The 25,150-nt window shown below is 59.6% G+C and carries 18 protein-coding genes; 3 read left to right on the top strand and 15 right to left on the bottom strand.

Translation table 11 applies throughout. From position 1 onward, the window contains the following. Nucleotides 1-106 precede the first annotated feature (106 nt). Nucleotides 107-490, top strand: a complete 384-nt coding sequence (locus GT613_RS04265) for an Hpt domain-containing protein (protein WP_114551536.1) — start codon at nt 107-109, stop codon at nt 488-490. A 21-nt stretch (nt 491-511) separates the two neighbouring features. Here the strand turns inward: GT613_RS04265 and GT613_RS04260 are convergent, their stop codons facing one another. From GT613_RS04260 to GT613_RS04210, 11 genes are all read right to left on the bottom strand, one after another. Then, a complete protein-coding gene (locus tag GT613_RS04260) occupies nt 512-1,477 on the bottom strand; it encodes a DMT family transporter (protein WP_009608788.1) in 966 nt (321 codons plus the stop codon). A 10-nt stretch (nt 1,478-1,487) separates the two neighbouring features. After that, entirely contained in the window at nt 1,488-3,263 is a 1,776-nt protein-coding gene (locus GT613_RS04255; protein ID WP_114551045.1) for an NTP transferase domain-containing protein, read from the bottom strand. 195 nt (nt 3,264-3,458) lie between these two features. Continuing rightward, entirely contained in the window at nt 3,459-6,887 is a 3,429-nt protein-coding gene (locus tag GT613_RS04250; RefSeq protein ID WP_161172513.1) for an N-acetylmuramoyl-L-alanine amidase, read from the bottom strand. Between the two features lie 174 nt (nt 6,888-7,061). Then, on the bottom strand, nt 7,062-7,958 hold the full coding sequence (locus GT613_RS04245) for a sugar phosphate nucleotidyltransferase (protein ID WP_009304106.1): 897 nt from the start codon (nt 7,956-7,958) through the stop codon (nt 7,062-7,064). A gap of 36 nt (nt 7,959-7,994) precedes the next feature. After that, nucleotides 7,995-9,596 (bottom strand): ABC transporter permease subunit, encoded by a 1,602-nt coding sequence (locus GT613_RS04240; protein WP_009304105.1) that lies wholly within the window; start codon nt 9,594-9,596, stop codon nt 7,995-7,997. A 6-nt stretch (nt 9,597-9,602) separates the two neighbouring features. After that, a complete protein-coding gene (locus tag GT613_RS04235; protein WP_009304104.1) occupies nt 9,603-10,397 on the bottom strand; it encodes an ABC transporter ATP-binding protein in 795 nt (264 codons plus the stop codon). Then, nucleotides 10,397-11,392, bottom strand: coding sequence for an extracellular solute-binding protein (locus GT613_RS04230; protein WP_009304103.1), 996 nt, complete (start codon nt 11,390-11,392; stop codon nt 10,397-10,399). The genes GT613_RS04235 and GT613_RS04230 overlap by 1 nt, the downstream gene beginning before the upstream one ends. A gap of 122 nt (nt 11,393-11,514) precedes the next feature. Continuing rightward, nucleotides 11,515-12,351, bottom strand: coding sequence for a phosphorylcholine transferase LicD (locus GT613_RS04225; RefSeq protein WP_009304102.1), 837 nt, complete (start codon nt 12,349-12,351; stop codon nt 11,515-11,517). Between the two features lie 24 nt (nt 12,352-12,375). Next, nucleotides 12,376-13,494 (bottom strand): glycosyltransferase, encoded by a 1,119-nt coding sequence (locus GT613_RS04220; protein ID WP_009304101.1) that lies wholly within the window; start codon nt 13,492-13,494, stop codon nt 12,376-12,378. Next, complete coding sequence (locus GT613_RS04215; RefSeq protein WP_009607756.1) at nt 13,491-14,783, bottom strand: lipopolysaccharide biosynthesis protein; 1,293 nt, start codon at nt 14,781-14,783, stop codon at nt 13,491-13,493. Before GT613_RS04215 ends, GT613_RS04220 begins: the two co-directional genes overlap by 4 nt. Continuing rightward, nucleotides 14,780-15,574, bottom strand: coding sequence for a phosphorylcholine transferase LicD (locus tag GT613_RS04210; protein WP_009304099.1), 795 nt, complete (start codon nt 15,572-15,574; stop codon nt 14,780-14,782). The genes GT613_RS04215 and GT613_RS04210 overlap by 4 nt, the downstream gene beginning before the upstream one ends. A 224-nt stretch (nt 15,575-15,798) precedes the next feature. On the opposite strand from GT613_RS04210, the gene GT613_RS04205 reads away from it, so the two are divergent. Together GT613_RS04205 and GT613_RS04200 are read left to right on the top strand one after the other, a co-directional pair. Next, nucleotides 15,799-17,760 carry an MBL fold metallo-hydrolase gene (locus GT613_RS04205; RefSeq protein WP_240132863.1) on the top strand — a complete coding sequence of 654 codons (1,962 nt, stop codon included), beginning with the start codon at nt 15,799-15,801 and terminating at the stop codon, nt 17,758-17,760. Nucleotides 17,761-17,777: 17 nt separating this feature from the next. After that, the gene (locus tag GT613_RS04200) at nt 17,778-18,890 is read left to right on the top strand and encodes a glycosyltransferase (protein WP_114526350.1); all 1,113 of its coding nucleotides are present in this window, start codon (nt 17,778-17,780) and stop codon (nt 18,888-18,890) included. A 44-nt stretch (nt 18,891-18,934) separates the two neighbouring features. On the opposite strand, the gene GT613_RS04195 is transcribed toward GT613_RS04200, so the two are convergent. The 4 genes from GT613_RS04195 to GT613_RS04180 all read right to left on the bottom strand — a co-directional run bounded on the left by GT613_RS04195 (nt 18,935) and on the right by GT613_RS04180 (nt 25,072). Next, nucleotides 18,935-19,918 carry an LCP family protein gene (locus tag GT613_RS04195; protein WP_114526352.1) on the bottom strand — a complete coding sequence of 328 codons (984 nt, stop codon included), beginning with the start codon at nt 19,916-19,918 and terminating at the stop codon, nt 18,935-18,937. A 22-nt stretch (nt 19,919-19,940) separates the two neighbouring features. Further along, complete coding sequence (locus tag GT613_RS04190; protein ID WP_021411007.1) at nt 19,941-20,972, bottom strand: glycosyltransferase family 2 protein; 1,032 nt, start codon at nt 20,970-20,972, stop codon at nt 19,941-19,943. A 26-nt stretch (nt 20,973-20,998) separates the two neighbouring features. Continuing rightward, entirely contained in the window at nt 20,999-21,778 is a 780-nt protein-coding gene (locus GT613_RS15420) for an LCP family protein (protein ID WP_227101278.1), read from the bottom strand. Between the two features lie 840 nt (nt 21,779-22,618). Further along, nucleotides 22,619-25,072 (bottom strand): glycosyltransferase, encoded by a 2,454-nt coding sequence (locus GT613_RS04180; protein ID WP_021411003.1) that lies wholly within the window; start codon nt 25,070-25,072, stop codon nt 22,619-22,621. Nucleotides 25,073-25,150 lie beyond the last annotated feature (78 nt).

The raw sequence follows: 25,150 nt of genomic DNA, 5'->3' as shown, positions 1-25,150 counted from the left end.
CTAACGTGACCCCTGCCGACCCGACGCGCACGCCCCTCACCCTCTATCATGGTCGTGCGCCACGCAATGGGGGCGCTCGACAAAAAGCACGCAGGAGAGTGAGACCATGACGAACGATCAGACGGCAATGCTTGCACGGTACGGCATCGATTACGCCGAAGCGATGGAGCGATTCTGCGGCAACGAGTCCCTGTTCGCCCGCATCGCCGTGAAGTACCTGGACGACCCGCATGTCGATGCGCTCGAAGCCGCGATGGCCAGCGGCGACGCAGCCGCAGCCGAGCGCGAAGCTCATTCGCTCAAAGGCGTCGCCGGCAACTTGTCGTTCGTGCGCCTTTACGACCTGGCCGCGGGCGTCACCGACGCCCTGCGCGCCGATGATATCGAGCAGGCCCGCGCCCTCATGCCCGACCTGCGCGAGAGCCACGTTGCCGTGCTGGAAGCGCTGACGAACCTGGAAGAGTGGGGACTTTCAACCTCGATGCGCTAGCAGGCATCGAGGCAGAGGCGCCTACGCTTTCGCCTTCTCACGGCCGAACAGCTCGTTCCAGTCGCTTGCGGCCAATACAGTGCCCGCCAAGATGACCACGCAGCAGACGATCGATATCGGCGTCGGCATCGTTCCCTGCAACACGAGCGCGAACAGGACGGCCCAGGCCGAATAGCTGATATTGAGAGCCATGGACTTCGCCGCCCCGATAGGCGACGAGATGCTCTTGTAGTAGAACAGGTACGACACGGTTCCAGCCAAAGCAGCCAGCCCTACCACGCCCGTCGCGAGACTGGGAACAACTGCGGCCGTGAAACCCCAGGCACCGAATAGCGGCAATACGGCGATCGCGTACACGAGCGCCGACGTGGTCTCGCGGATCTGAAGCGCCGTCTCGTTGTCGACGGCATCGTCGCGCATACCCCAAGCGCAGATGACGGCTTCGGATCCCCATCCCAAAACGCACAACAGCGCACCGAACAAACCGAGGATCGGATTGCCCAGCTCCGATTCGCCGGAAGACACATAGCCCATGACGATGATACCGGCAAGGGCCGCCAGCAATGCGACGAACTGCTTAGGCGCCATGCGTTCCTTCAGGAACACGAAGGCGAGGAAGGCTCCAACTGCAGGATAGAACGACGAGATGATGGCAGTATAGCCGGCACCGATATTGTTGATGGCTATCACGTAGCCGGTCATGCCGATAGGCCCGCCCAAAAGCGCCCCCAGAATGACCGCCTTGCCGCTGCGCGTTTTAAGCGCCGCTAACGTGTCGCCCAGACGACCCCGCACGCCCATGTAGATCAACAGCCAGATCGCGCAGAAGATGTCATGCAAAGCGGCGCTCGCGATAGCTGCAAACGCAATCGCCTCGGCAGTGCCGATGAAAGGGCTCATCGACAATCCGATTCCGAGGACGACCGTGTCAAGACCCCAGAGCAAGCCGCTCGTCAGACCGAACTTCATTCTTCCAAAACCCTTCATGGCGCTCCCCTTAGTCGCTTCCCTGACGGTACCAGTCCAGCACCTTGTCCAGATAATCCTTCGCGTAACGGTAATAGACGTACAGCCACTCGCCAACCATGTCCCCTTCTGCCTCTTTGAGCAGCGACCACGCGTACCAGCACCATCCCGCAAGCGCCACGAAGGCGAAGTTGTGACGGCGCTCCGCCGCAGACGGCTCGCGCCCGAAATAATACGCAAGGGCACGCGACGCCTCCTCTTCGCTCAGCTGGCAGCACACCGTGAACGTGCCGAAATCGCTTGCGTAGTCGGACATGCCGGAATACTCCCAATCGATGAGCGACATGTCGTCCTGGTCGTCGATAAGGAAGTTCAGCATGAAGAAGTCGTTATGGGTCAGGCAGATGCGCGCATCGTCTGCATCCACGAAGCGCTTGAGTTCCTCGGCCCGTGCAGCCATCTCAGCATAACCCGGCACTTCAATGCGGCCGGACTTGCGCTCCAGCAGACGCTCGTAACGCTTGCCCTCGGTGAAGAAATCGAACGAGCGCTCCACCTTCGCACCGGATTCGTGCAGGCGACGAGCCATCTCCATTGCACGCTTGACCTGCTCAGGGTCATGCGGATCGAGCTGGCGGCAATCGGGGATAAAGCGCGACAGCTTCCAGCCTTTTTCGGGATCCTCGGTGATGAACGTACGATCAAGCCCCAGATCGCGCGCCACGCCTTGAGCCACCACCTCGGCTCGGCGATCGATGATGCCCTCCGTCCCGATGCCGGGATGGCGATACACGTATTCGGAGTCGCCCACACGGATATGGCACGATAGATTGGTGAGGCCCTGCTTCAGCGGATACACGTCGCGAATATCGTCTTTGTCGCACCCGAGCGCTGCAACGATATTGTCGAACGCCTCGGAATCGACGTTTTCCAGGAAACGCGGATCGAATTCGCGCAGCTCGTCGAGTGTGTCGAACTCGAATACCGTTCCGACGGGGTACTCGCGCGCAACCATGTCCAACTCCGCGATATGGTCGACGTACAGCTCTTCCCACAGCTTATCGGCCGTCGTCGGCAGATCGTACTCCTCCTCGAGTATTCGGGAAAAGGCACGGGAAAAGTTTTTATCGAAGTAAACATGGCCGAGCATGATAAGAGAGTCGCTGCCACCGATATCGACCGAAACGATGCGGTTGCCCGAACCCAAACGCATGCACCATTCGTTCGTAGGGCCCTCTTGGTATTGGGCAGCGTAATAGGCCTTCCACACGTACGGCTCGAAGGGATTCTCGACGAAGTAGTTGTCGGAAGAGCATATGAACGTGTTGCCCAGACGCTCGCGCACCACCATGAGAGAGGAATGGTTGTTCCGCGTGGCGTATTCCTCGTTCACGACGATGGACACGCCGTGCTTCTCTTCAAGGTAGAAGAAGTACTCCTTCTTGTACCCTGCCACCACAGTGATGTCGTCGATGCCGGACTCCTGAAGCTGGCGGATCTGACGCTCGATCAGAATCTCTCCACGAACATGCAGCAGACCTTTGGGCTTCTCGTAGGAAATAGGAGCGAACCGCGACGACAGGCCAGCTGCCAAGATGATAGCGTTGTCCACCTTAAAAGGAGCGAGCGCCTCGAACCCGGCGTCGGACAGTGCGCCGTCGACGACAAGCCCTTTGTCGACCAGCGCTTTGTAGGCCGCGTTCACCGAACCCAACGACATGGCCTTACGAGCGGCGATCGCCCGCTGGCTCGTCCCCGGTTCGCGTTCGAGCGCAGCGAGCACCGCGAATTCGTTCTTTGTGATCAAAACGGAGCATCCTTTCATGGCAGATTCAGACGATCTCGATCGTGCGTCGAAGTTCATTTTTTATTGTATTTTAAAGAATCTGAACGGTATGTTCATTTATATTTTTCTACTACAAAATATGAACACATAGAAAACGCGCTCCCCGTTCTCGGAGAGCGCGCCGAATTAATGCAGGAGATGCCCGTCGCCGCCGAATCAATAACCCAAAAGCTTGTCTACAACGTTCATGACTTTCGTGCCATAGGTCTTGTCAGCCGCCCAGGTGCCGGAAAGCTTGTCGACCGTGGGTGCCGAGCCGCGCTTGCCGTTCAGATGCTTGAACCGCAGGTCGACACAGGGCTGATTGAGCGGTGCCGTCGAGGCGTATCCTTTCAAGTGCTGCGCCTGAGCCAAGAGCCCCGTCTTCACATCGGGGAACTCGTCTCCGGCAACGCCGTTGCCCGTTGCGCCTAGTCCTCCGAAATTGCACTGCACTTTGCCGTTCTTGTCCACGTCTCCGCCGAACTGCAGCCATCCGGTCTCCACCATGGCCTGAGCGAACAGCACCTCGGCGCGGACATCCTCGGATCGAGCCTGGTCCAGCAGCGCCTGGCAAAAGTCCTTGATGGTGGCAGCCCCTCGCGACGTGTACTTATCAACAGGATAAGGAACACCCTGTGCGTTGAAGAGCGCCACCATCTGGTCCACCGTCGCAAGTGAAGGACCCATGATGGAGTCGGACGGCAGCAGCACGCCCGACGAATCGAAGCGGTAGGTCTCGCCGTCGATAGTCGCCTTTCCGGTGATCATCGCCCCTGACTCGTTTAGGTAGTAGCGTTTGCCGCCCAGATCAAGCCAGCCGGTGTGCATGGCGCCCGACCCGGAGAGGTAGTACCAGGTTCCGCCCAGCTTCATCCAGCCGCCGGAGCGCATGGCGCCCGAGCCTTCGAAGTAGTACCACTTGCCGTCCGAGGCCTTCTCCCAGCCCGTGGCCATCGCGCCGGAGTCGGGGTCCAGCCAGTACCAGGAGCCGCCCTTGCTCAGCCAGCCGGTCTGCATCGCCCCAGAGCCGGAGAGGTAGTACCAGGAGGAGCCCTGCTTCATCCAGCCGCCGGAGCGCATGGCGCCGGAGCCTTCGAAGTAGTACCACTTGCCGTCCGAGGCCTTCTCCCAGCCCGTGGCCATCCTGCCGCTCTCGGGGTCGAGCCAGTACCAGGAGCCGCCCTTGCTCAGCCAGCCCGTCTGCATCGCCCCGGAGCCGGACAGGTAGTACCAGGAGGAGCCCTGCTTCATCCAGCCGCCGGAGCGCATGGCGCCGGAGCCTTCGAAGTAGTACCACTTGCCGTCGGCCGCCTTCGCCCAGCCGGTGGCCATCCTCCCGCTCTCGGGGTCGAGCCAGTACCAAGAGCCGCCCTTGCTCAGCCAGCCGGTCTGCATCGCGCCGGAGCCGGACAGGTAGTACCAGGAAGATCCCTGCTTCATCCAGCCGCCGGAGCGCATGGCGCCGGAGCCTTCGAAGTAGTACCACTTGCCGTCCGAGGCCTTCTCCCAGCCCGTGGCCATCCTGCCGCTCTCGGGGTCGAGCCAGTACCAGGAGCCGCCCTTGCTCAGCCAGCCCGTCTGCATCGCCCCGGAGCCGGAGAGGTAGTACCAGGAAGATCCCTGCTTCATCCAGCCGCCGGAGCGCATGGCGCCGGAGCCTTCGAAGTAGTACCACTTGCCGTCCGAGGCCTTCTCCCAGCCCGTGGCCATGGCGCCGGATTCCGGGTCGAGCCAGTACCAGGAGCCGCCCTTGCTCAGCCAGCCCGTCTGCATCGCCCCGGAGCCGGACAGGTAGTACCAGGTTCCGCCTACCTTCGCCCAACCCGTCTGCATGGCCCCCGATCCGTCGAAGTAGTAGCGATGTCCGTCCGAAGCCGTCGTCCAGCCCGTTGCCATCTTGCCAGTCTGCGGATCGAGCCAGTACCACGTTCCACCCAGCTTCAACCACCCCGTCTGCATGACGCCGGAAGACGAAAGCCAATACCAGGACCCGTCGTCTTTCAACCACCCGTCTGTCCGCAAGGCACACGAGCTGTCGAAATAGTAGCGCTTTTCATCAATGGTCTGCCATCCGGTGACGGCGTACGAATCCGCCCCGAACCAGTACTTCTTACCCTTGACCTGCTGCCAGCTGCTCGTAGCATACGTACCGTCGGCCAGCTTCAGCTTCCAGCGGCCGTTGTCGATTTCCCACCCAGAAGAGAGCTTGTACGTCTCGGCTATGCCCTCGGCATCAGCGTAGCCCAGCTCCTTCAGGAACGCCTCGCTTTTCAGCTTGTCGCTGTCGCTCTTATTAGACAGGAATGCGTGCTCGACGATGATGCCCACGATGCCGGCTTCGCGACTTGCCTCGATGACCGTGTAGTAGTCCTGGATGCTGCCATCGGGATAGTAGAACGGGCCTTCGCCATCCACGCGCTCCGAATCGCGCACTTTTATGCCGCGGTCGGTCAAGCCGAGTGCAGTCAGCTTCTCCAGGATCTTGCTGGAGAGCTGTGCGCCCTCCTCGTGAAGCTCGTGACGATACGAGCTGTCGTTCGGATACCACACTTCGGCACCGTTGCCCGAAGCAGGTCCGGAGTTAAGATGCAAGCTGACGAACACGTTGGCTCCTGCGTCAACCGCGCGGTTCACGCGCTCAACAAGGCTCACCTTTTCGTCGCTTCCACGCGTCAGCACCACTTCGACGTTCGCATAGGACTCCAGCGCCTCCTTGCAGTACAACGCGATCTTCCATGTGAGCTCCCTCTCAACCAAACCGTTGGCCGAAGCCCCGGGCTCGCTACCTCCGTGGCCGGGATCCAAGGCAACCACGAACTTGCCGGAGGGGCTGCGCGCGCCCGAGGCGGCCGAACGACCTGCGACGGCAGAAGCCGCTTCGGCGGACAGCTGCGCAGCCTCCTCGAAGGACGATGCCTCCTCAAGCTGGCCGTCGTCGGTCAGTGCGTACACGGACACGCCGCCGGTCGACTCATCGGACAGGGAAAACGCTTCGGCTTGCGGCTCGGCCACCATGAACGCGTAGGGCTCGCCCTCACAGGAGGACAGATCCACCAGCAGCGTGCGGCTGTCGGCGGCAGACGCGCCCTCCATCCGTTCGAGACGGTACTCCCCGGCCTCCGGAACGTCTACGGAGAAGAGCGCCGCATTGCCCGCGTACTCGGAAGCGGTCGCTTTGACCGACGCGCCCGAAGGAGCCGTCAGCGTCAGTTCTGCGGACGTCAGCTCGATCGACTCGTCGTCCAGCGCAACCACGACGAGCTGGGAACCGCCCGCGCTGGGGGAGCTTTCGTCGAAGTACACGAAGCCCACCGGTTGCCGGTCGGGACCGAGAGCCGCCGCCGAGGCTTCGGCCTCGCTATCGGGTTGGGCGGTTTCGTCCGCCTCAGCGGGCTCCGAGCCCTCCCCTTGCCACGATTCGGTAGAAGCGGGAGCCTCTTCCGACACACCCTGATCGATGGAAGGCGACTGGATGACCGGGTCGGATGCCGGATCGGAGATCTGGGGATCGGCCATCGCGGCCACGGAAGCCGTGGGAACGAGCGCGAAAGCCAGCATAACCGACAAGGCCAGCTTGGACAATCGGGATGAAACCTGGTGCATGGAGCACCTCCGTACTTCGAACTGTCAGTTGCTACTACGATGCGTTGTCGCAAATATTACCGCTGATGAGTATATCAGTAAACGAGCCCCTCCCGAAGACCTCTCGACAGATGGCGTATGTCGGACGCGCCGAAGCAGCTGAACGCGTGAGCGAACGGTATCGGACCTTCCGTGTCACACGTACGCTTTGTCAAGCTCTTGCAACTCGCGGTACGTGTCGATCTCGATCACGTCGTCGAACGTGCACTCACGCACGACCACCTCGTAGTTGCGGGCGAAGTATCGCAGCGCTACCTCGTCCCAATAGCGCTCCTTGCCGCCGGGCATGGCGAACGTCGCCGGCACGTCGTCGGCCAGCTTCCTGCCGTCCTCTTCGGTCCAATAGGAGATGCCGAACATATGATGGCAGTCCGTCCCGCCTACCGACAGTCCCGTGATCACACCGCGGCGCGTTTGGAAGCACCAGTCGTCAGTCACCTGCACGGGCACGCCGAGATAGTTCGACGAGTACTGGTACTTCGTGATCAGCTTCGGGTTGTACAGCAGCAGGTCGGACTCGAACACGTAAGCGTTCTGCAGCAGATCCTTCGCCGCCACGGCCGACGAGATATTGTTCGCCTCGTTGTAGAAGGGGTTCTCGATGAACTTGAGACCGGGGTACTTGTACAGCAGCTGGTCGAACTGCTCGGCCAGATAGCCGCGCACCACGTACACCTCCTCGATGCCCGCCGCGTACACGGCGTCGAGCAGCGAGTCGATGATGCGCCGCCCCTGCACTCGGATGAGCGGCTTCGGGGTGTTCAGCGTGATGGGCACCAGACGGGAGCCGAACCCGGCGGCGATCAGCACCGCACGCTTCACACGGTAGGGCTCGAGCGCCTCCAAGCCGGCCGCCGACAGCATGCCCTCGCGCACGAAGCCGCGCTCGTGCAGGTCGGCCATCGCACGGTTCACCGTGCCCACCGACAAATCGGCCGCCGTGGCGATCTCGCGCTGCGTGAGCGCCTCGTCGACGCGCTCCTCGAGCGCGGTCAGTATCTTGAAATCCTTCACACCAAGAGAACGTTCCATGGCAGCAGTATCCCTCTCGTTCGAGCGACGGACGCGTCAGGCCGCGAAGGCCTCGGGCGCTTCCGCGCGATGAATAGCTTTTTTGATGCCTGCGAGCACGAGCTTCGAGGCAATGTTCGTAAGGAGGATGATCAGCGACACGAACGCGGCGCACTCCGTCAGACGCTGCGCGTCCAGATCGGTGATGAGCAGCGCAAGCGGCATGTCGAGCGTCGTAGCGAGGAACGCCACCGCCGAGATGGTGACCATGCAGTTCACGAAGAAGTAGCCCGCCATCTCGATGATCGTATCCATCGTCTGGGGGATCAGCACGTCTTTGAGGATGCTCGCGCGCCCGATGCCCATAGTCGATCCGACCGCCTCCAGGTTCTCGTTCGCCTTGCCCAGCGAGTTGTACGCCATCAGGTACGGCGAGGCGAAGAAGTGCACGAGGTTCACCAGGACGAGGATGGCCAACGTGCCGTACAGGACGGAGCCCTTGAAGAACAGCACGTAGGACAGGCCCAGCACGAGGCCCGGGATGGCCAGCGTCGTGATGCACACGAGATGCAGCAGCTTCGCGAAGCGGCCCCCCATGCGCGCGGTTATATACGCTGCGAAGTACGCCAACGTCGTGCCGACGAGCGCCACGAGACAGGCGATGACGATGGAGTTGAACCAGTAATCGCCCGCGTTCATGTTGAGCGCCCGGCCGACGTTGTCGAACGTCACGGCCATGTCGACGGGGTACTTCTTTACGAACGACACGAGCACGAACGAACCCAGAGGCAAGATAATAGCGACCGACACGATGGCGGCCAGCGCGTAACCCAGCACGTCGCGCACGGCGCTTCGGGCGATGGAGAAGCGCTTCGACACGAACGAGCTTTTCCCCTTGTCCGCGTTGAGCACATCGATGAGAAAAGCCACGATGGCCGGGATCAACAGCACGAAGCCGATAGCCACGCCCGTGTCGTAGTTCAGCAGGCCGATGACCTCCTGGTACATGAGCACCGGAAGCGTGGTGGTTTTGCCGCCCACCATGAGGGGCACGCCGTAGTCGGTCACCACAAGCGTGAACGTGGCGAACACCGCCGAGATGAGCGGCTTGCGCAGATACGGCATCGTGATGCGCAAGAACTGGCTGCGCTTCGGCACGCCCAGCACGTCGGCAGCCTCGTACGGCGAGGCGTCCTCGTACTTCAGCACATCGTACAGCAGCAGGAAGGCCGACGGGAACGAGTACAGCACCGAACCCATCACGATGCCCCAGAACCCGTACAGCGAGAAGTCCAGCCCCAGCGCGTTCGTGATGACGCCGTTCGAGCCCAGCAGGAACACCAGGCCCATGCCGAGCGCGAGCGACGGGATGAGCATGGGCAGCGTCATGACCACGGCGATGACGCCCTTCGCCCGCACATTAGTACGGCAGAGCACCCACGACATCGCCAGCGCGAACGCGAGCGAGATGGCCGTCGAGGTCAACGCGACGCCGATGGAGTTGAGGCACGCCGTGGCGAACTGCTCGGTGCCGAACACGGCGCGCGCCTCGGGGCTCGCAAGCCGCGAGAACATGCCAATGAGCGGCAGCACCGCCGCGACCAGGAAGAAGGCCGCCAGCACGATGCGCGTGAGGTTGAGTTTCCCTGCCCGTCTCACGGCCGCCTACCGATCCATGAAGCGGGCGAGCGAATCCATCTTGATCCGCAGGTTCTTCACCACGAAGTCGGCGACGTAGTCGTCGGCCGGGTTGGCGATGATCTCGTCGGGCGCGGCCAGCTGGTGGATGCTGCCCTCGCCCATCACCATCACGCGGTCGGACAGCGCAAACGCCTCCTCCTGGTCGTGGGTGATGTACACCATCGTGGTGCCGAACTCGCGCTGGATGCGCTTGAGCTCGAGGCGCAGCGACAGGCGCGTCTCCACGTCGAGCGCGCTCATGGGCTCGTCGAACAGGATGACCTCGGGGTTCAGCGCCAGCGTGCGTGCGATGGACACGCGCTGCTGCTGGCCGCCCGAAAGCTGGCGCACGCTCTTGTCGAGGTGCTCTGCAAGCCCCAGCTGCTCCAGCACGCCCTGCGCGATCTCACGACGACGCGCCTTCAGCTCGGGCTTGAACTTCAGCGCATACTCCACGTTTCCACGCACGGTCATGTTCTCGAACAGCGCGTAGTTCTGGAAGACGATGCCCATGCCGCGGTCGTCAGGAGGCGCCGTGGTGATGTCGCGCCCGCCGAGCGTGAGCGTACCCTCGTCGGGCATCAAGAGGCCGATGAGGATGCGCAGCGTGGTGGTCTTACCGCACCCCGACGGGCCAAGGATGGAGAGGAACTCGCCGTCCAACACGTCGAAGTCCAGCGCGTGCAGCACTTCCTTACCGTCGAAGCGCTTCACGAGGCCGCGCGCGGACAGCTTCTTCGGCGCGCCGCCGGCGGCCGGCGCCTTCGATTCGTTCGTCATCAGTACTTCCATCTTCCCAGCAGCCTCTTCTTCTCGTCGGGGTCGGTGATGCCCGTCATGTCGGCGTAATCGATATCGGTCGGGTAGTTCGGGATCTCGGCCTTGAAGTCCGCGAGCACCTGATCGGGCACGTAGGTCTCGTTGTCGATCTTGACGCCCTCGGTGGAAAGCCAGTCGAACACCTCGCGCACGGCGGCGCGCGAGCCTTTGCCTTCGACGATGCCCATGCCGTATACGGCCCACGGCGCGCCCTCCTCGAAGAACAGCACCTTCAGCGGCACGCCCTGGTTGATCTCGGACACGGCCTGAAACGTCATGCCCAGGCCGATGGCGGCCTCGCCCTGAACGAGCGCGTTCACCGGGCCCGATCCCGATGAGGTGAACTGGTACACGTTGTCGGCCAGACGGTCGAAGTAGTCGAACGCCTCGTCCTCGCCCCAAGCGTTCACCAGACTTTTGACGAAGTTATAGCCCGTGCCCGACGATTTTGGATTCGGCATCGTAACCAGCCCTTTGTACTGAGGATCGGTCAGATCCTCGTAGCTTTGCGGGGCCTCGAGGCCGTGCGCGGAAAGCGTCGTCTCATTCACGGCGATGCATGCGCTCTCACGCGCGAAGGGGAAGTAGCGATGGTCGGGATCCACCAGGTCGGCGCAGTAGCGCTTCGCATCCTGCGCGGGAAGCTGGTCGAGCCACTCCGACACCTGCTTGATGTAACCGCCTTCGAGGTCAAGCACGATGTCGGCCTCCGATTGCGAACCCTCCATCCTCAGCTTCGCGGCGCAGTTGCCCGTGGGAATGTAGTGCAGGCGGATGTCGTACTCTGGGAAACGCGCATGCATCGCCGTGATCAGCGACTCGTTGCGCACGCCTTCGGCACACGAGTAGATGACGACGGTGCCGTCGTTCGCCGAGCTGCAGCCGGGCAGCGCCAAGACGGCTAGCGCGCCCGCGGCAATCCAGCAGAACCTTCTTCGTGAAATTGCCGCGACCATACGCTCCGCTTCCTCGTCGACTTTATCGAATAGCAAAACGAAGCATAGTAGATTTGTTCAATACTGTAAAGTAGGTGTACTTTTTGAACATAAGCTTATCGGGAGCTTCCGATCCGCAGCGCCTAATCGCTTCCGAAGTCGAGCTCAATTGGAGCATGGTTGCGACGAGCCTCAATCGGGGGCAATTCCCTCCAACTCGAGCCGTATACCCTCTCAAGATAAGACTCCGCTCGAGCGGGAACGGGAAACGAGAACCCTTCGAACAGCATCTCACGACCAGGCGAAAGCTCGTCCGCAGGAAACGCCGAATCAGTAACGTACGCCATGCTCATGTAATCACTGCCGGGACGCTCCGAACCTCGAAGCGCCCAAGCCTCGAACGACCTCACGACACGCTCGTGGTTCAAAAACGCCTTTGCACCCACGTGGGCAACCGAGCAAGCACCTCTTTCGAGCGCACCAAGGATGCCGCAATGGGGCACGGTCACATGCCGAGCGTGCAGCAGGTAAGACGCGCTTTGCCATGCTCGACATCGCCGAATCTGCCGAGTAGCAACGCTCTCGTCGGCATGGAGGATGTCGTAGGGGAACACGTCCACGAAGATGCCCTGATCGATTCCCGCCTCCATGGTTTCCGCCGTGAAGAACTTCGTGCCACGCTTCCAAACTTTCGCGAACATGCCAGCACAACGGGAATTCGCCCGAGGCTCGCACACCGCATACCTTTCTCCAAGCGCTTTCGGAGCCACCTTCAAGAAGCGTTCGTAATCAGGTCGAAGCATCCCTACATCGATATCGTCGTCCCACGGAATGAACCCTCCGTGCCGAACGGCGCCCAAAAGCGTGCCGCACTCCAGGAAGTACGGTATGCCCTCCGATCGGCATACCGAATCGATGTCGCGGAGGATGCTCAATTCCGCAAGCTGCAGCTTCCTCAGCACGTCCTGTTCGTATTGCACCGCTTTCGCACCTTCCCTTGCTTTTTATTGGGTTTCAGCCAGATCCAGATAGTACGATTCGAGCCATGCGGCCGTGTCGCGGATATCGAAACCCGACAGGCGCACGGCCGCGGCAGCTTCCGCCCGGTCGAAGCGCTTCGACAGAGCGCGCTCAACCGCATCAGCCCACGCCCCCGCTCCGGCCTCCAAAGGCAGCCGCTCGACCGCAAAAGGAACCGCAACCGCCAACTCGGGAACCCCCGTGGACAACACGCACGGCACGCCGGCGGCCTGAGCCTCCATCACGGACATAGGCAGGCCCTCCGAAAACGAGGGGAACACGAACGCATCGAGGGCCTTCAGCACGTCGGGCACGCGATCGGTGACTCCGAAGAACACCACATCGCCTTCAAGGCCGGCATCCTCGACCGCTTGGCGAACACCGCCCTCGAAAGGACCTCGACCCACCAGCAGCAGCTTGGCATCGGGAATGCGCCTTTTCACTTCGGAGAACGTCTCGACGAGGAACAGGTGGTTCTTCACCGGATCGAATCTGCCCACATGTCCAATCAACGGAACGCCGGCGAATCCAAGAGATCGTTTGGCACGCTCGCAAGCGGAAGGGTCGCCGGCGTACGAATCGACGTCGATGGCGTTTTTCAACAGATGGAACCGCTCGCCCTCGACGACGGCCTTTCCGAACCGATCAACCCCCGCCTCCATGGAGCAGGCGATGAAGTTGTCGGCCACGCGTCGGACGGGATACGCCAACGCCCTGAATCCCAGCTCCGTAACGGAAAGAGGGAACTTCTGGGAATGGCTATGCGCGATCGTCACCCGGCCCTGCCGCTTCGCCTCCCTGAGGTACACCGGGGCACAGCTTCCGATATGCCCATGCACGACGGGATGCTCGGAATGACGAGAGAAGAAGTCGCGGCACTCGTCGCGATACGTAGAATAGTTCACCACCTTGAAACGAGGCAGCCCGCGAAACACCTCGCCTCCCAAATCCTTGATCTCTTCGTCGTAGTCGCACACGCGCTGTTCGTGAACCAGGAAATCGAACTGCACCTTCGTTCGATCGATGGCGCGGTACAGGTTCATTATCATCGTCTCGGCGCCCCCTCGATCCATAGCGCCAATGACATGCAGAACACGTATCATCCGTCCGTCCTTTCTCCATTGCCCCCGTGCGCGCGAGCAGGCCCGCGCCGCACCGTGGCTATGAGGAATCCCAGAAGGGTCAGCACGCCCGCCAGGCAGGCAACGGCTCCGGCAAAGCTCACCCCGTTCATATCCCACAGGTTCACGAACGGGAACGTGACCGCCAGCACCGAGACAAGCGCGACGATGTTGCCGATGAAATTGGCTTTGAAGTTGCGCAACGTGATCAACAAATCCCCGAAAAACCAGAGAAAAGCCGTCAGTATCGTGGATAGGATGATGGGCTGCAGAAGATAGACGTACGGCTCGATGCTGGAACCGAACAAAAGCTGCAAAGCCCACGATCCGACGAGCTCCAAGACAATGGAACAGGCGATCCCCACCAAGACGATACCGCCGATCGTTTTCCCCAGCAGCTTGAGGAAACCCGAAAGATCCCCGTCGAAGAAGTGGCGCGGGAAGACGTCGAGGAGAGGGCCGTACAAATACATCGCTCCCATCTGGATGACGAGCGCAGGCGCGGCCACCGACGCGTAGATGCCGAGAGCCGCATCCCCCGAGGTCATGGCCAGATACTGCTTCGGGATGGCGAAAATCGCGCTAGCGGCCAAAGAGGCCAGCACGGCGGGAAACGACACCTTGAGAAAGAAGAGCGCCTTGCTGCGAGATAGCCGCAAGCAGACGCGCTCGAACTGGCCAGCTTTCGGTATGTCGAACAGCACAAGGACTCCGAGCGCCGAAGCGGTCATCCCCACGATAGCGAGGTTCAGGTTCCGCGTGAACCAAAAAACCGCTACGAACGCGGCGAGCGTGCTCAAGCCTTGGGCGATGAACGACTTTCCTATATAGTCCATACGGCGATGCTGCTGGTCGGCACCGTGCAGGATGTCAATCAGCAAGCCTACGGCCTTGAACACGAAGAAAAGCGCGATGGTGGCCAGCGCGTACGGGGCGCATGTTAGATAGGCGTACACCATGCACGCAACGAAAGCCAAGCCCAGCGTCAAACAACGGAAGCCCAGGTATTCGGCGAGGTCGTTCTCGCGCCTGATATCAGAAATCTGATACGTCCCCATCTTGTAGTTCGCAAACGTGCCGAAGATGCCAACAACCGACATGGCCAAAGAGAGCAGGCCGGCATCGTCGTAGCCCGCGGACAACCTCACAACGAGAACCGTGACCAGCCATTGGCAGGCCAAGTACGTCATCGACCCCGCAGAGTTCCACAGCATGTTCTGCTTGGTGGACAGGGGCGGCACGTCTCGCATCTTGGAAGATGTCGGCTTCATAGACGATACGCCTCGAACGTATGGATCTCCCGATCATCGTCGCCCGGAATCGCCCGCCAATCTCCGTACTGTAGCTCCAGGAATCGTTCATAGCCCGCCGGAGCCAGGAACACCCGATCTTCGAAGGGCATCTCGACGGGGTCGAACAGGCTTCTGGGAAACTCGACGATTTTGTTCTCCGTGCCGACGATGTCGGCCACCACGTCCGACCTTTCCCCCCGGTTGGCATCGCGAGCGTTCTCGTCGATGGCGCGAGCGTACTTCAACGCATCGAGCCTGCGCGCGAACGGACACACGATGCGCTTGACGAGCTTCACGAAGGCGCTCGACCCCACCGACGGATCGGCGACGATGAAGCCGCGCACCAGCGATAAGAGGGCATTCTTTCGATAAGGACGTCGGTCGCCGGGCTTCAAATCTTCGAGCGGAAATATATCGACCCACACGCCCGTGGACGTTTTCTTGTCGACGAAATTCTCCAGCACGCGCGTGGTGGTGTCGACCAGCTTGACGAAGGAGTAGATGGACTTTCCGTCCCGATACCACGCCAAGGAGAAGCGATCGCTCGACTTCCATTCGTCGAACCCTGCAATCAGACGCTCGTAGTCGGCGCGCAGCATCACGACGTCCATGTCGTCGTCCCACGGAATGAACCCGCCGTGGCGAACCGCACCTAAAAGGCTGCCGTACGCCAAAAAATACGTTATGCCCTGCTCACGACAAACCCTGTCCAGCTCGTCCATCAGCTCAAGCTGGATTTCCTTCATGTCGTCTATCGTCAGGCGCTCCATGGCAAGTCCTACCTCGGATTTCTTCACGTCATCAAAATGTGCCCGGTAATCGGCCGCATCCGCCCAATCCCGTCGAGTTCCTCAATTGCAAAGCCCTATTTTAGCGTTGATTACCGAAGAACCAGGACCAAATCGTATAATGAGGAGAATATCCAAGCGACCCGTCGAAAGCAACGAACCCGCACGCCCAGCGCGCCATCGTCAAGGAGGCTTCCGTGAATCCCATGCGCTTGCCGCGCCCCTGCGCCTTCCGAACCATGCTCGCAATCGTTCTCGCAGTCGCCTGCGCGGCTCCGGCGCTTGCAAGCCCACCGACTGCGTACGCTGATCAGAGCCAGACCGAAGCGGCGAGCGCCGGCACGCACATCCATATCCTCCCCTTCGCCGGCACGGACGCCATCGTCCTGGAGAGCAACGGCCGCTTCGGCATCGTGGATTCAGGCGAGGACAGCGATTACCCTGACGGATCGGATCCACGCTACCCGCTCCGCCCCGGAATCGTAAAAGGGAGCGGCGTCGAGGATGCTGTCGTCGCATACCTGAAAAACCTCGGGGTGAATTCGGGCAACCTCGAGTTCTACCTCGGCACGCATCCCCACAGCGACCACATAGGCTCCGCCGACGAGATCATCCGCGAGTTCCGCCCCCAGCGCGTGTACCTGGCTGAATATCAGGATTCATTCATATCGGACGAAGCTCGCCTCTGGGACAACCAGTACGTGTACGACAGAGCTATCGCTGCGGCGAAAGAGACGGGCGCCATCCTGATCCAAAACCTGGATCCGAACGCGCCCGTGGAACCCGCGCCGAACCCCGTCGAAGCTCAAAGCGACTTGACTGCTGTCGGCGACGCTCCGCAAGCCGACGTGCTGGACGCCGAAGGCGTGATGGAGCGCTTCGGCGTGGACCCCACCGACCAGGACGATCCGTACAACTCCGAATTACTGCCAGAAGAGGGCATCGCGGTCACCCGGTCGGTCGATCCCAACCTGATCCACGAGCACGCCCCCGACCCCTCGACCACGGGAAGCCCCTTCTTCACCCTAGGAGACATGAACATCGAGATCGTCAACTACGGAGACGACTACAAGTTCAACCCCGTGCCCGACGCGAACTACTTCTCCTGGGGCGTCAAGGTGAAGGCGGGCGGCTCCACCGCCTTCCTCGCAGGAGACATTAACAACTACGATGGAGACGAGGATCGGCTTTCGGGCATGATAGGCCACGTCGATCTGCTCAAGCTGGCTCATCACGGCCTGAGCGGATCGAACACGCCGTCCTACCTGACAGCACTCTCCCCCACGTACGCCGTGCAGACGGGCAACAGCAGCAATCTTCCCGAATACGCGACCAAGACCCTTGACCGGCTCGGCGTCCGCTACTTCACCGCGCCGGAAGCGTCGGCGAACGGATACGGGGCCGTCGTGGCCACGTTCGCGAGAGATGGCCTGCATCTGAACGTCATGAAGGACGCCGCCACGTACCACGCGTTCAATCACGACCCCCGACTCGTCTTGTACTACCAAGGGCTCAAACAGGCCTATCAGGGGTGGAAGACGCTGGGCGGATCATGGTACTGGTTCGCGAACAGCGCATCCGCCACCCAAAACTCCTGGATCAAGCAGGGAGGCACGTGGTACTGGCTCACCGACTCCGGCGCCATGGCCACGGGCTGGGCGAAGGCGGCCGACGGCAAGTGGTACTACTTCGAAGGCTCCGGCGCCATGCGCTCCGGCGGCTGGATGAAGCAGGGCTCCTCCTGGTACTACCTCTCCGGCTCCGGCGCGATGCAGACCGGCTGGCTGAGCAAGGGCGGCTCCTGGTACTGGCTCGACCCCGACTCCGGCGCCATGGCCACGGGCTGGGCGAAGGCGGCGGACGGCAAGTGGTACTACTTCGAAGGCTCCGGGGCCATGCAGTCGAGCCGCTGGCTGAAACAAGGAACCGCTTGGTATCACCTGAGCGGATCGGGAGCCATGCAAACCGGCTGGTTGCTCACGGGAGGAGCTTGGTACTGGATGGATCCCGAATCAGGCATGATGGCAACGGGCTGGCTCGAGAACGGAGGGTCATGGTACTATCTTGACCCCTCCTCTGGAGCCATGGCGACCGGCACCGCGGTAATCGACGGTACCCGCTACATATTCGACGATTCCGGCGCGTGCGCTGATTTCGTGGATGAATAGAAAAAGAAAGGCCCTTCATGCGCAACGCAGATAATCAGCTCGTCTCTATAATCGTCCCGGTCTTCAACGCGGAGCCGTACCTTGCGCAATGCCTCGACAGCATTCTCGCGCAAACGCACCGCGAGCTGGAGGTCATCTGCCTGAACGACGGCAGCACGGACGGCTCTCTCGCCATTATGCAGGCATACGCCGCTCGCGACGAGCGCATCCGCGTCATCGACAAGCAGAACCAAGGCTACGGAGCCACCTGCAATCGCGGACTGGAAGAGGCGCGAGGCGCATGGATCTCCATCGTCGAGCCCGACGACTGGATTGAACCTGGCATGTATGCCGACATGCTCGCTTTCGAAGCAACCTTCAACGATCCCGCAGACATCGTGAAAACCCCGTACTGGCGCATCTGGATGCCCGACACCCCCGAGCAACGCAAGCTGAACTGCAGCTACCGCCGTCGCATCAAGCCGCCTTGCCAGCCGTTCATCATCCGCGACGCGGCGCATCTGCTCACGCACCATCCGTCCATATGGTCGGCCATCTACCGCAAAGGATTCCTTGAAGAGCACGGTATCCGTTTCCGCGAGTATCCGGGAGCGGGATGGGCCGACAACCCGTTTCTGATAGAGACGCTCTGCCAAGCCGAGCGCATCGTCTATCTCGACGAGCCGTACTACTGCTACCGCGAGGAAACGCCCGAGAAATCGAAGTCCTTCGCGCTGAACAACACGCTACTGCCTTTTGACCGATGGAACGACATGATGGATGCGCTCGAACGCATAGGCATCCGCGACGAAGCCGTGCTGCGCGCCCACAACAGCCGCGGCTTCACCTACCTAGGTGGCGTCCTGGAAGAAGTCGACCTGACGAACGACGAGGTGCGGGCGGCAGCCACGCGCATGTTCGAGCGAATGGATACCGATCTTGTTCTGTCTGACGCCGAGATACCTCCAGGATGCAAGCGCATGTTTGCCGAACTGCGCGGCATGCCCGAACCGTACGTCCGCAGCGCGCCCTACGCCTGGGGGCTCGTCAAGCAGGGGCTGTACAACCTACGCAACGTAGGTCCTTGGTTCACTCTTCGCACCTTTAAGAAATACGTGACGAGAAAAAGCAGCCGCGAAGGCGGGAAATAAAGGAAGACCCCGAGCATTCGGGGTCTTCTTGCATACTAAGTGGCTTACGCCGCTTCTACTTCGGGCAAGGCTACGACCGTCGTCGGATCGCCGCCGGATTCGACCACTTCGATAACCTTCCTCCACGTTCCCTCGTCGCGAGGAACCATCCAGAGGCCGTCATGCTCCTCCATAAAGTCGCCAACGTAAGGGCCGGTACCCGACTGGAAAGCGATCCTGTCGGCGTTCGCGGCGAAGTCCGCCACCATAGCCGCCAGCTCGTCCTTCGGCCAATTCGTTTCGGCATTGCCAAGAAGCGCGTCAAGGTGCGCCGCAGCGTTCGCCGGGTCGGCCGCAACCTGCTTGATGCCCGCCTCGACCAGCTGGCGGTCCTGGATCTGGCGGCACGCCTCGATATCGGTCGCGTATAGCTTGCGTACACGGGCGAGAACAAGGGCCTCGGGGCCGTCGAGCTCCTGCGTTCCGGCGCCCAGCTCAATGGTGCCGCCGTTCACGATGTCCTTCAAATGCATGTCGATGGGGACGTTCGCCGTGACTCCTCCAAGCGCGTTGACGAAGTTCTCGAAGTCGACGAAGCCCATGTCGAGATAGTACTGAACATGCACGCCAGTCAGGCTCTCCACCCCTTCGACAGCGGCCTCCATGCCTCCCTGGCGGTATAGCTCGTTGATCTTCACCACCGAACCTTCGTAGTCGGCCTCAGTATCGCGCGGCACGGTGACTAGCGTTATCTTGTAGGTAACGGGGTCGACGCGAACCAGCATCATGGTGTCGGAGCGCCCCGTGCCGTCGGCGTAGTCCTCGAGCGAGATCTGAGTCGTTCCAACGCGCGAATCGTTTCCAACCACTAGCACGTAGAAGGGAGCCTTCGCATCGCCGGCAGCCTCCTGCATGAGCTGCGTATCGGTGGGCTCCGACTCCGCAGCAGGCTCCTGTTTCTGACAGCTAACCATAACTGCCATCGTTAGCGCCATCAGCGCCGCAACCGCACCGTAGCGCACGATGTTCTTCAATTTCACCTGTACCATTCCTTTCGTTCGAGCAGTGCGCCTAACGACCCAAGCGCTCCTTGAGTCGACAAGGCAGGGCCATGATAGCATGGCCTATCCGGTACGTCGTGGAGCCAAGGTACTCTTGACGAATTCCCCCGGTTTCTCGCGCGTGCTCAATCACGTGCAAGCGAAACGACACACCCTCGTCGGGATCCGATGCGCCCAGCTGGGTCGCGCACGCCTCTAGTTGCGCCTCATCGAGCGACAGGGCATCGAACGCCGCCCGATCGTAGCAGAACGCCACATGACGCAGCAAAACGCGGACGAACGCCTCCGAGCACTCCCCCACATGGACGCGCAGCCACGCCTCGATCTCGTACGCTGCCTTGAAGTGACCGTACACGTGCTTGATCTCGCGATCCTCGGTCATCGTGGAGCCGCGCCGCACCCGCCTCACGTACAAAGACTCGTTCAGAAAGCCGGTTCGCGGCGCCAAGGCCAGCATGAGGCAGGTGAAGAGGTTGTCCTCGTGCACGATTCCCTCGTAGAACCGAAGGCCAACTTTGTCGAGAAAGCTTTTACGGACGAACTGCATTCCGGGAGACACGCAGAACGAATCCTCTTCGACGAAGCGCACCATAAGCTCGCGACCCGTCATGATGCCGTCGATGTCGGAGCGACCGCCATACTCATCATGATAGCGCGCTCGCACGTCCTCCCCTTCGTACAGCGTGCGGGCCGAGAAGAACAGGTCGTCCAACCCGTCGCGCTCCGCCCGCTCGAACAGCATCTGCAACGCACGATCCTCGTAGTAATCGTCGGAATCCAGGAAGACGACGTACTTCCCCGTCGCGCGGGCGATGCCCGCATTGCGCGCGGCAGACTGCCCCGCGTTCGCCTGAGAAAGGAATGAGAAGCGAGCGTCGTCGCCGCCCGCCTTCCGAGCGGCTTCCAGCGTGCCGTCGGTCGAACCGTCGTCGACGCACAGCGCCTCGAAATCGCCGAACGTCTGCCGCTTCAACGACAGCAGGCAGTCCTCGATATAGGGACGCACGTTGTACATGGGTATGATCACGGAAACAGCCGGCATGGCCTCTCGTCCTTCCTTGATGCCTATCAGACCGACGCGTCCGAAGACGCAGGGATGATCGCAGTCGATTCGACGTCCAGCTCGCCAGGATCCTCGCCGGCGTCCACCGCGGCCATGAGGTTCGCCCACCCTTCCGGGTTCTCGTAGCAGAACCATAGACCGTTATGCTGCTCCATGAAATCGCCGTTGCTGGGGCCGGTGCAGCTGTATACGGTCATCTCACCCGAGCCGCCCGAAAAATCGAGGGCGAGCGACAGGATGTCCGACGTGTTCATGTCGGTGCCCACGCTCTCAGCAAGATCGAGCACCGTGCCCGGCAATTCGGCCAGGGGTTTCTCGAGAACCTTCTCGACAATGGCCATGAGCACCGTCCTGATGTTGCTCTGCCGCTTCGCCTCCTGGTTCTCGCCATACTCATGACGAGCGCGCGCGAATATCTGCGCCTGCTGGCCGTTCAAAGCTTGCACGCCCGGCTTGATGGTGACCTTGTCGCCCGTGAGCGCATCTTTGTACGACACCTCGATAGGCACGTCCACCGTTATACCACCCAGCTTGTCGACGATTTCCTGAAACTCGGAAAAATGCACTTCGGCGTAATGCGAGATGGGAACACCCGTCAGCTTCGACACGGCCTTGATGGAGCCGGCCGCTCCTTCGATGTTGTACACCTCGTTGATCTTAACAACGCTCCCACCGTCCAGCGTATAGGGAGTATCGCGCGGCACGGACACCAAAGTAACTTGCTTCTTGCCTGCGTCGACACGGGCTAAGATCATCACGTCGGAACGCTGGTTGTCGCCTTGCATGTCGGGATTCTTCGACGTGCCTGACCCTTCCCTGGAGTCGGAACCAAGAAGCAACACGTAAAAGGGCTTGCCCGTTTCGGGCCTCACCAAAACGGAGTCAACCGAAGCATCCTGCTCGGAGCCCATGGACAGAGCGCCATCGAGGGCATTTGAATACCACAGCGCATACCCACCTGTCGCACAGACCGCCACGAGCAGCACGGCCAGTACGCACAAACCGATGCGCCTGATCAGCCGGTTGCGCTTTCGATTCCTAACACGCTCGGGATATAGCTGCTGCGCGGTGGGCCTGGGCGCCGGGCGCACCGAGCTGCCCGCTGGGCGACCCTGAAGCGAACTTGACCGGTAAGATCGATTGCGGTCATACGGCGAAACCACGCCCGGCGTGCGCTCTCCACCCCGACCGTAAGGAGCCCGTCGGTTCGAACTCGGTCCCAAAACCTCACCCTTCCATCATGCGTGAATCTGTTCGGCATCAATGATAGCACGCGCACAAAACCCCAGAATGAGAACCCATTAGACCAACAAGGCAGCAAACGCGTATGCGGCAGCCAAACGAGCATGCAGCCGAAGAAGACACCACAGAGGATGTAGCTCCATGCAGCACCATGCTATAAACCGGTCAGGCAACAGCAACAATGTCGAACATCCTCCGCCCCGTACGGTCCGTGTTTGATTCCCGCATCGAAGCAATACGTGGGAATTGTTAGTTTTCAAAAAAACGATTCAGTGCCCGATCCACAACAGAACCCCCCGATCGCTTGATGACGACTCGAAGGGTTCTAGCAGTCGTTCGTTTTGCCGCAATGTGCATGCGAACGAGAGCATGCACATAAGCGCTTAAAGACCTATTGCATCGTAAAACTCTTTTACCGCTTGAGCATTGAACGCTTCAGCATCAAAGCTCTTGAGATCGGAAAGCCCGGTCTTCTCGAAATCGCACATACCTTCATAGAGGCCGTCCTCTGAATCGTCGACGATGCGCCCATAGCCTTGTTCAAGAAACTCCTTGGGACCCGAAATCGCTGTGGAGATGACAGGCTTCCCCAAGATGAGAGCCTCCATGATCGACATAGGCAAGCCTTCGTAGAACGACGAAAGAATGAAAGCGTCGCAAGAAGCCAGAATGGGGAAAGGATTCGATAAGCTTTTGATAATTACGATGCGTTTTCCTGGATGCCCCTCGACCATGTCGAGGATGGTGCGATGGTCTACCCCGTGTCCTCCTATGATGATGAGCGCGCTATCGGGATGCGCATCCGAGTAGCGACAGAAGGCAGAGATGAGTCGCATATGGCCCTTTTCTGGTGAAAAGCGCCCGACGTTTATAAATTTGGTTATCGACTTGTCCTCAAGGATTGCCTTCAGCTCTTCTATGGGCATGTTGGAGCTGGTCTGGGCATCGTAATGCACGTCTTGCAAAGCGAGATTCCGGATAGGATCTATCCTGTTTATGTTGTGAACCACCGAGATTTTGTCAGGACTTATGTTGAAACCCTGAGCAATGATCCCCTTCAAACCGTCTCTCACTACTGCAACTTTGTCGAACTCCCGATAAGCCCTCGTTACCGACGGTATGTGATAGTTCGACCTCATAGATCTTTCTTGCAACATGTCACTGTGGACGTAGATTACGTTCTCTTCGCTCTCCATCCCCAGGATAAGGTGCATCCAGCTTCGCTCATACCCGCTAAAATGAATACACCTTGTAAGCGACATCGAAGGAAAGAGACGGAGCGCTTCTCGAGAAAAGAGGCTTTTGATCCTTTTTGAAATCCAGGGATTCTCAATGCTGAATCTAAAGAACAGGAATCGAGCTATTGCCTCCGAATAGGTCATCACTTGCTCACCCTGGATGGGGTAGTAGCCAAGGTCGTCGCTAAATCCGTTTATGGTTTCGATGACGGCAGCGCCCTTGTTTGATGGGTACGTTACAAGGTAATTGACCTGATCGAAGTCTAAGGAGTCCAAAAGCCCAAGCAGCGACGACGTGATTCCGTTCTTTGTCAGCGCCCCGCCAAAAATAATAATGTTCGGGTTGTCGTTGTGATACTTTGCGCCCGGAATGACCATCATGTCTTGCTCGGTCTTTGAGAACAGCAAATCGCAAAGCTTTTTAGCTGCATCTTCGCAGTCGTAAGGGCAGTATGTTTTCCTCGCCTCGGGATAGCGAGAAGCGGTCGACTCGCTTTTCGTGGTTTTGTTTATTCTCTCGCAAAGATCATATACATCGATTGTCCGATCGAACGGAAGCTCGTCTAACGAAACATAAGCTCCTCTCGTTTCAAAATATTCGACCTGGTCATAAGGAAAGAGAACGATCTCCTTGTTCGTGTTCAAGAAATCGAACATAACACTAGAGTAATCCGTGACAAGAAGATCGGCCATAGACAGCACTTCGTATGTTTCAAGATCGGAAGGAAACTGCTTTACGTGCTTGAAACTTTTGAAATTGATCTTTCGGGTGTCGTAATAGTGGGGCTTGGCGAAAACTACGACATCGTCATCAAGTCGTTCGTCAAGCGTCATCAGAATGAATTGAAGCATTTGAGAATGCTTACCTTTATGGCCGTTCTTTTTTCCTTGCCTCCAGGTTGGCATGAATACGACGACCCGCTTGTCCTCAACGCCAAGCTTTTCTTTCATAGCTTGCTTTAGCTCATTGTCGTAGAGCACGGCGTTGCACGGGTAACCGCTTAAAACGTATTTGCCGGAAAAATACGGAGCTATCATGTAGTCGTTTTTAAAATGTTCGAAAGAGTATTCGTTTGGATAGAGCAGGTAGTCTGACATGAGGAAATTGCGCTGCGTATTACCCGTCTTATGAGGCTCATCTATGATTTTTCTTCCCATAGCCTTAAGAGGGGTTCCGTGCCACGTGTTTAGGTAGATTTGCCCCGACCTCTTTATGAAGTACGTGGGAAAAGTCGAATTGTTGACGAGATACTTTGAGGCAACGAGGGCATCTACGTACTCTTCAGAATGGACGGCTACTATTGGGACATCGGACAATCCATGATTGTCCAGCAGGATCCGCGTGGCTTCAATGCGGGTTTCATTAACAGCTACAATAACGGTTAGGTGGGCATATTGCTTGTTCGAGCGCAATTCTTTAAGTAGGTAAAATGGGTTGCCGCCAAAATTTTTCCCGTTGAACGATTCGAGCAGGACACGATGCTCGTCTATTCGAGGAGCCTTGTCAAAAGCAGAAGCGTAGAGGAACTTTGCCCTAAACTGGGGATCGCTCTTGAATTTCTTTATTGCGCGGCGCACGGCCTTCAAATTTTTTCCCATGTCTTTCCGATCCTCCTGTTAGTCAATTAGAGATCACCAGCAATTTTGACTGCTTTCGGCGGTAAGCCCGAGTCGAGC

It is taken from the genome of Eggerthella sp. BIOML-A4 (assembly GCF_009875575.1).
In the GTDB taxonomy this organism is placed as follows: domain Bacteria; phylum Actinomycetota; class Coriobacteriia; order Coriobacteriales; family Eggerthellaceae; genus Eggerthella; species Eggerthella lenta.
This window is presented reverse-complemented; position numbering and strand designations above follow the sequence as displayed.

Excerpts from the sequence above, each read along its gene's own strand:
- GT613_RS04265 (WP_114551536.1), top strand. The coding sequence starts at position 107 with ATGACGAACGATCAGACGGCAATGCTTGCACGGTACGGCATCGATTAC.
- GT613_RS04260 (WP_009608788.1), bottom strand. The coding sequence starts at position 1,477 with ATGAAGGGTTTTGGAAGAATGAAGTTCGGTCTGACGAGCGGCTTGCTC.
- GT613_RS04250 (WP_161172513.1), bottom strand. The coding sequence starts at position 6,887 with ATGCACCAGGTTTCATCCCGATTGTCCAAGCTGGCCTTGTCGGTTATG.
- GT613_RS04245 (WP_009304106.1), bottom strand. The coding sequence starts at position 7,958 with ATGGAACGTTCTCTTGGTGTGAAGGATTTCAAGATACTGACCGCGCTC.
- GT613_RS04235 (WP_009304104.1), bottom strand. The coding sequence starts at position 10,397 with ATGACGAACGAATCGAAGGCGCCGGCCGCCGGCGGCGCGCCGAAGAAG.
- GT613_RS04230 (WP_009304103.1), bottom strand. The coding sequence starts at position 11,392 with ATGGTCGCGGCAATTTCACGAAGAAGGTTCTGCTGGATTGCCGCGGGC.
- GT613_RS04220 (WP_009304101.1), bottom strand. The coding sequence starts at position 13,494 with ATGATACGTGTTCTGCATGTCATTGGCGCTATGGATCGAGGGGGCGCC.
- GT613_RS04215 (WP_009607756.1), bottom strand. The coding sequence starts at position 14,783 with ATGAAGCCGACATCTTCCAAGATGCGAGACGTGCCGCCCCTGTCCACC.
- GT613_RS04210 (WP_009304099.1), bottom strand. The coding sequence starts at position 15,574 with ATGGAGCGCCTGACGATAGACGACATGAAGGAAATCCAGCTTGAGCTG.
- GT613_RS04205 (WP_240132863.1), top strand. The coding sequence starts at position 15,799 with ATGCGCTTGCCGCGCCCCTGCGCCTTCCGAACCATGCTCGCAATCGTT.
- GT613_RS04200 (WP_114526350.1), top strand. The coding sequence starts at position 17,778 with ATGCGCAACGCAGATAATCAGCTCGTCTCTATAATCGTCCCGGTCTTC.
- GT613_RS04195 (WP_114526352.1), bottom strand. The coding sequence starts at position 19,918 with ATGGTACAGGTGAAATTGAAGAACATCGTGCGCTACGGTGCGGTTGCG.
- GT613_RS04190 (WP_021411007.1), bottom strand. The coding sequence starts at position 20,972 with ATGCCGGCTGTTTCCGTGATCATACCCATGTACAACGTGCGTCCCTAT.
- GT613_RS15420 (WP_227101278.1), bottom strand. The coding sequence starts at position 21,778 with ATGCAAGGCGACAACCAGCGTTCCGACGTGATGATCTTAGCCCGTGTC.
- GT613_RS04180 (WP_021411003.1), bottom strand. The coding sequence starts at position 25,072 with ATGGGAAAAAATTTGAAGGCCGTGCGCCGCGCAATAAAGAAATTCAAG.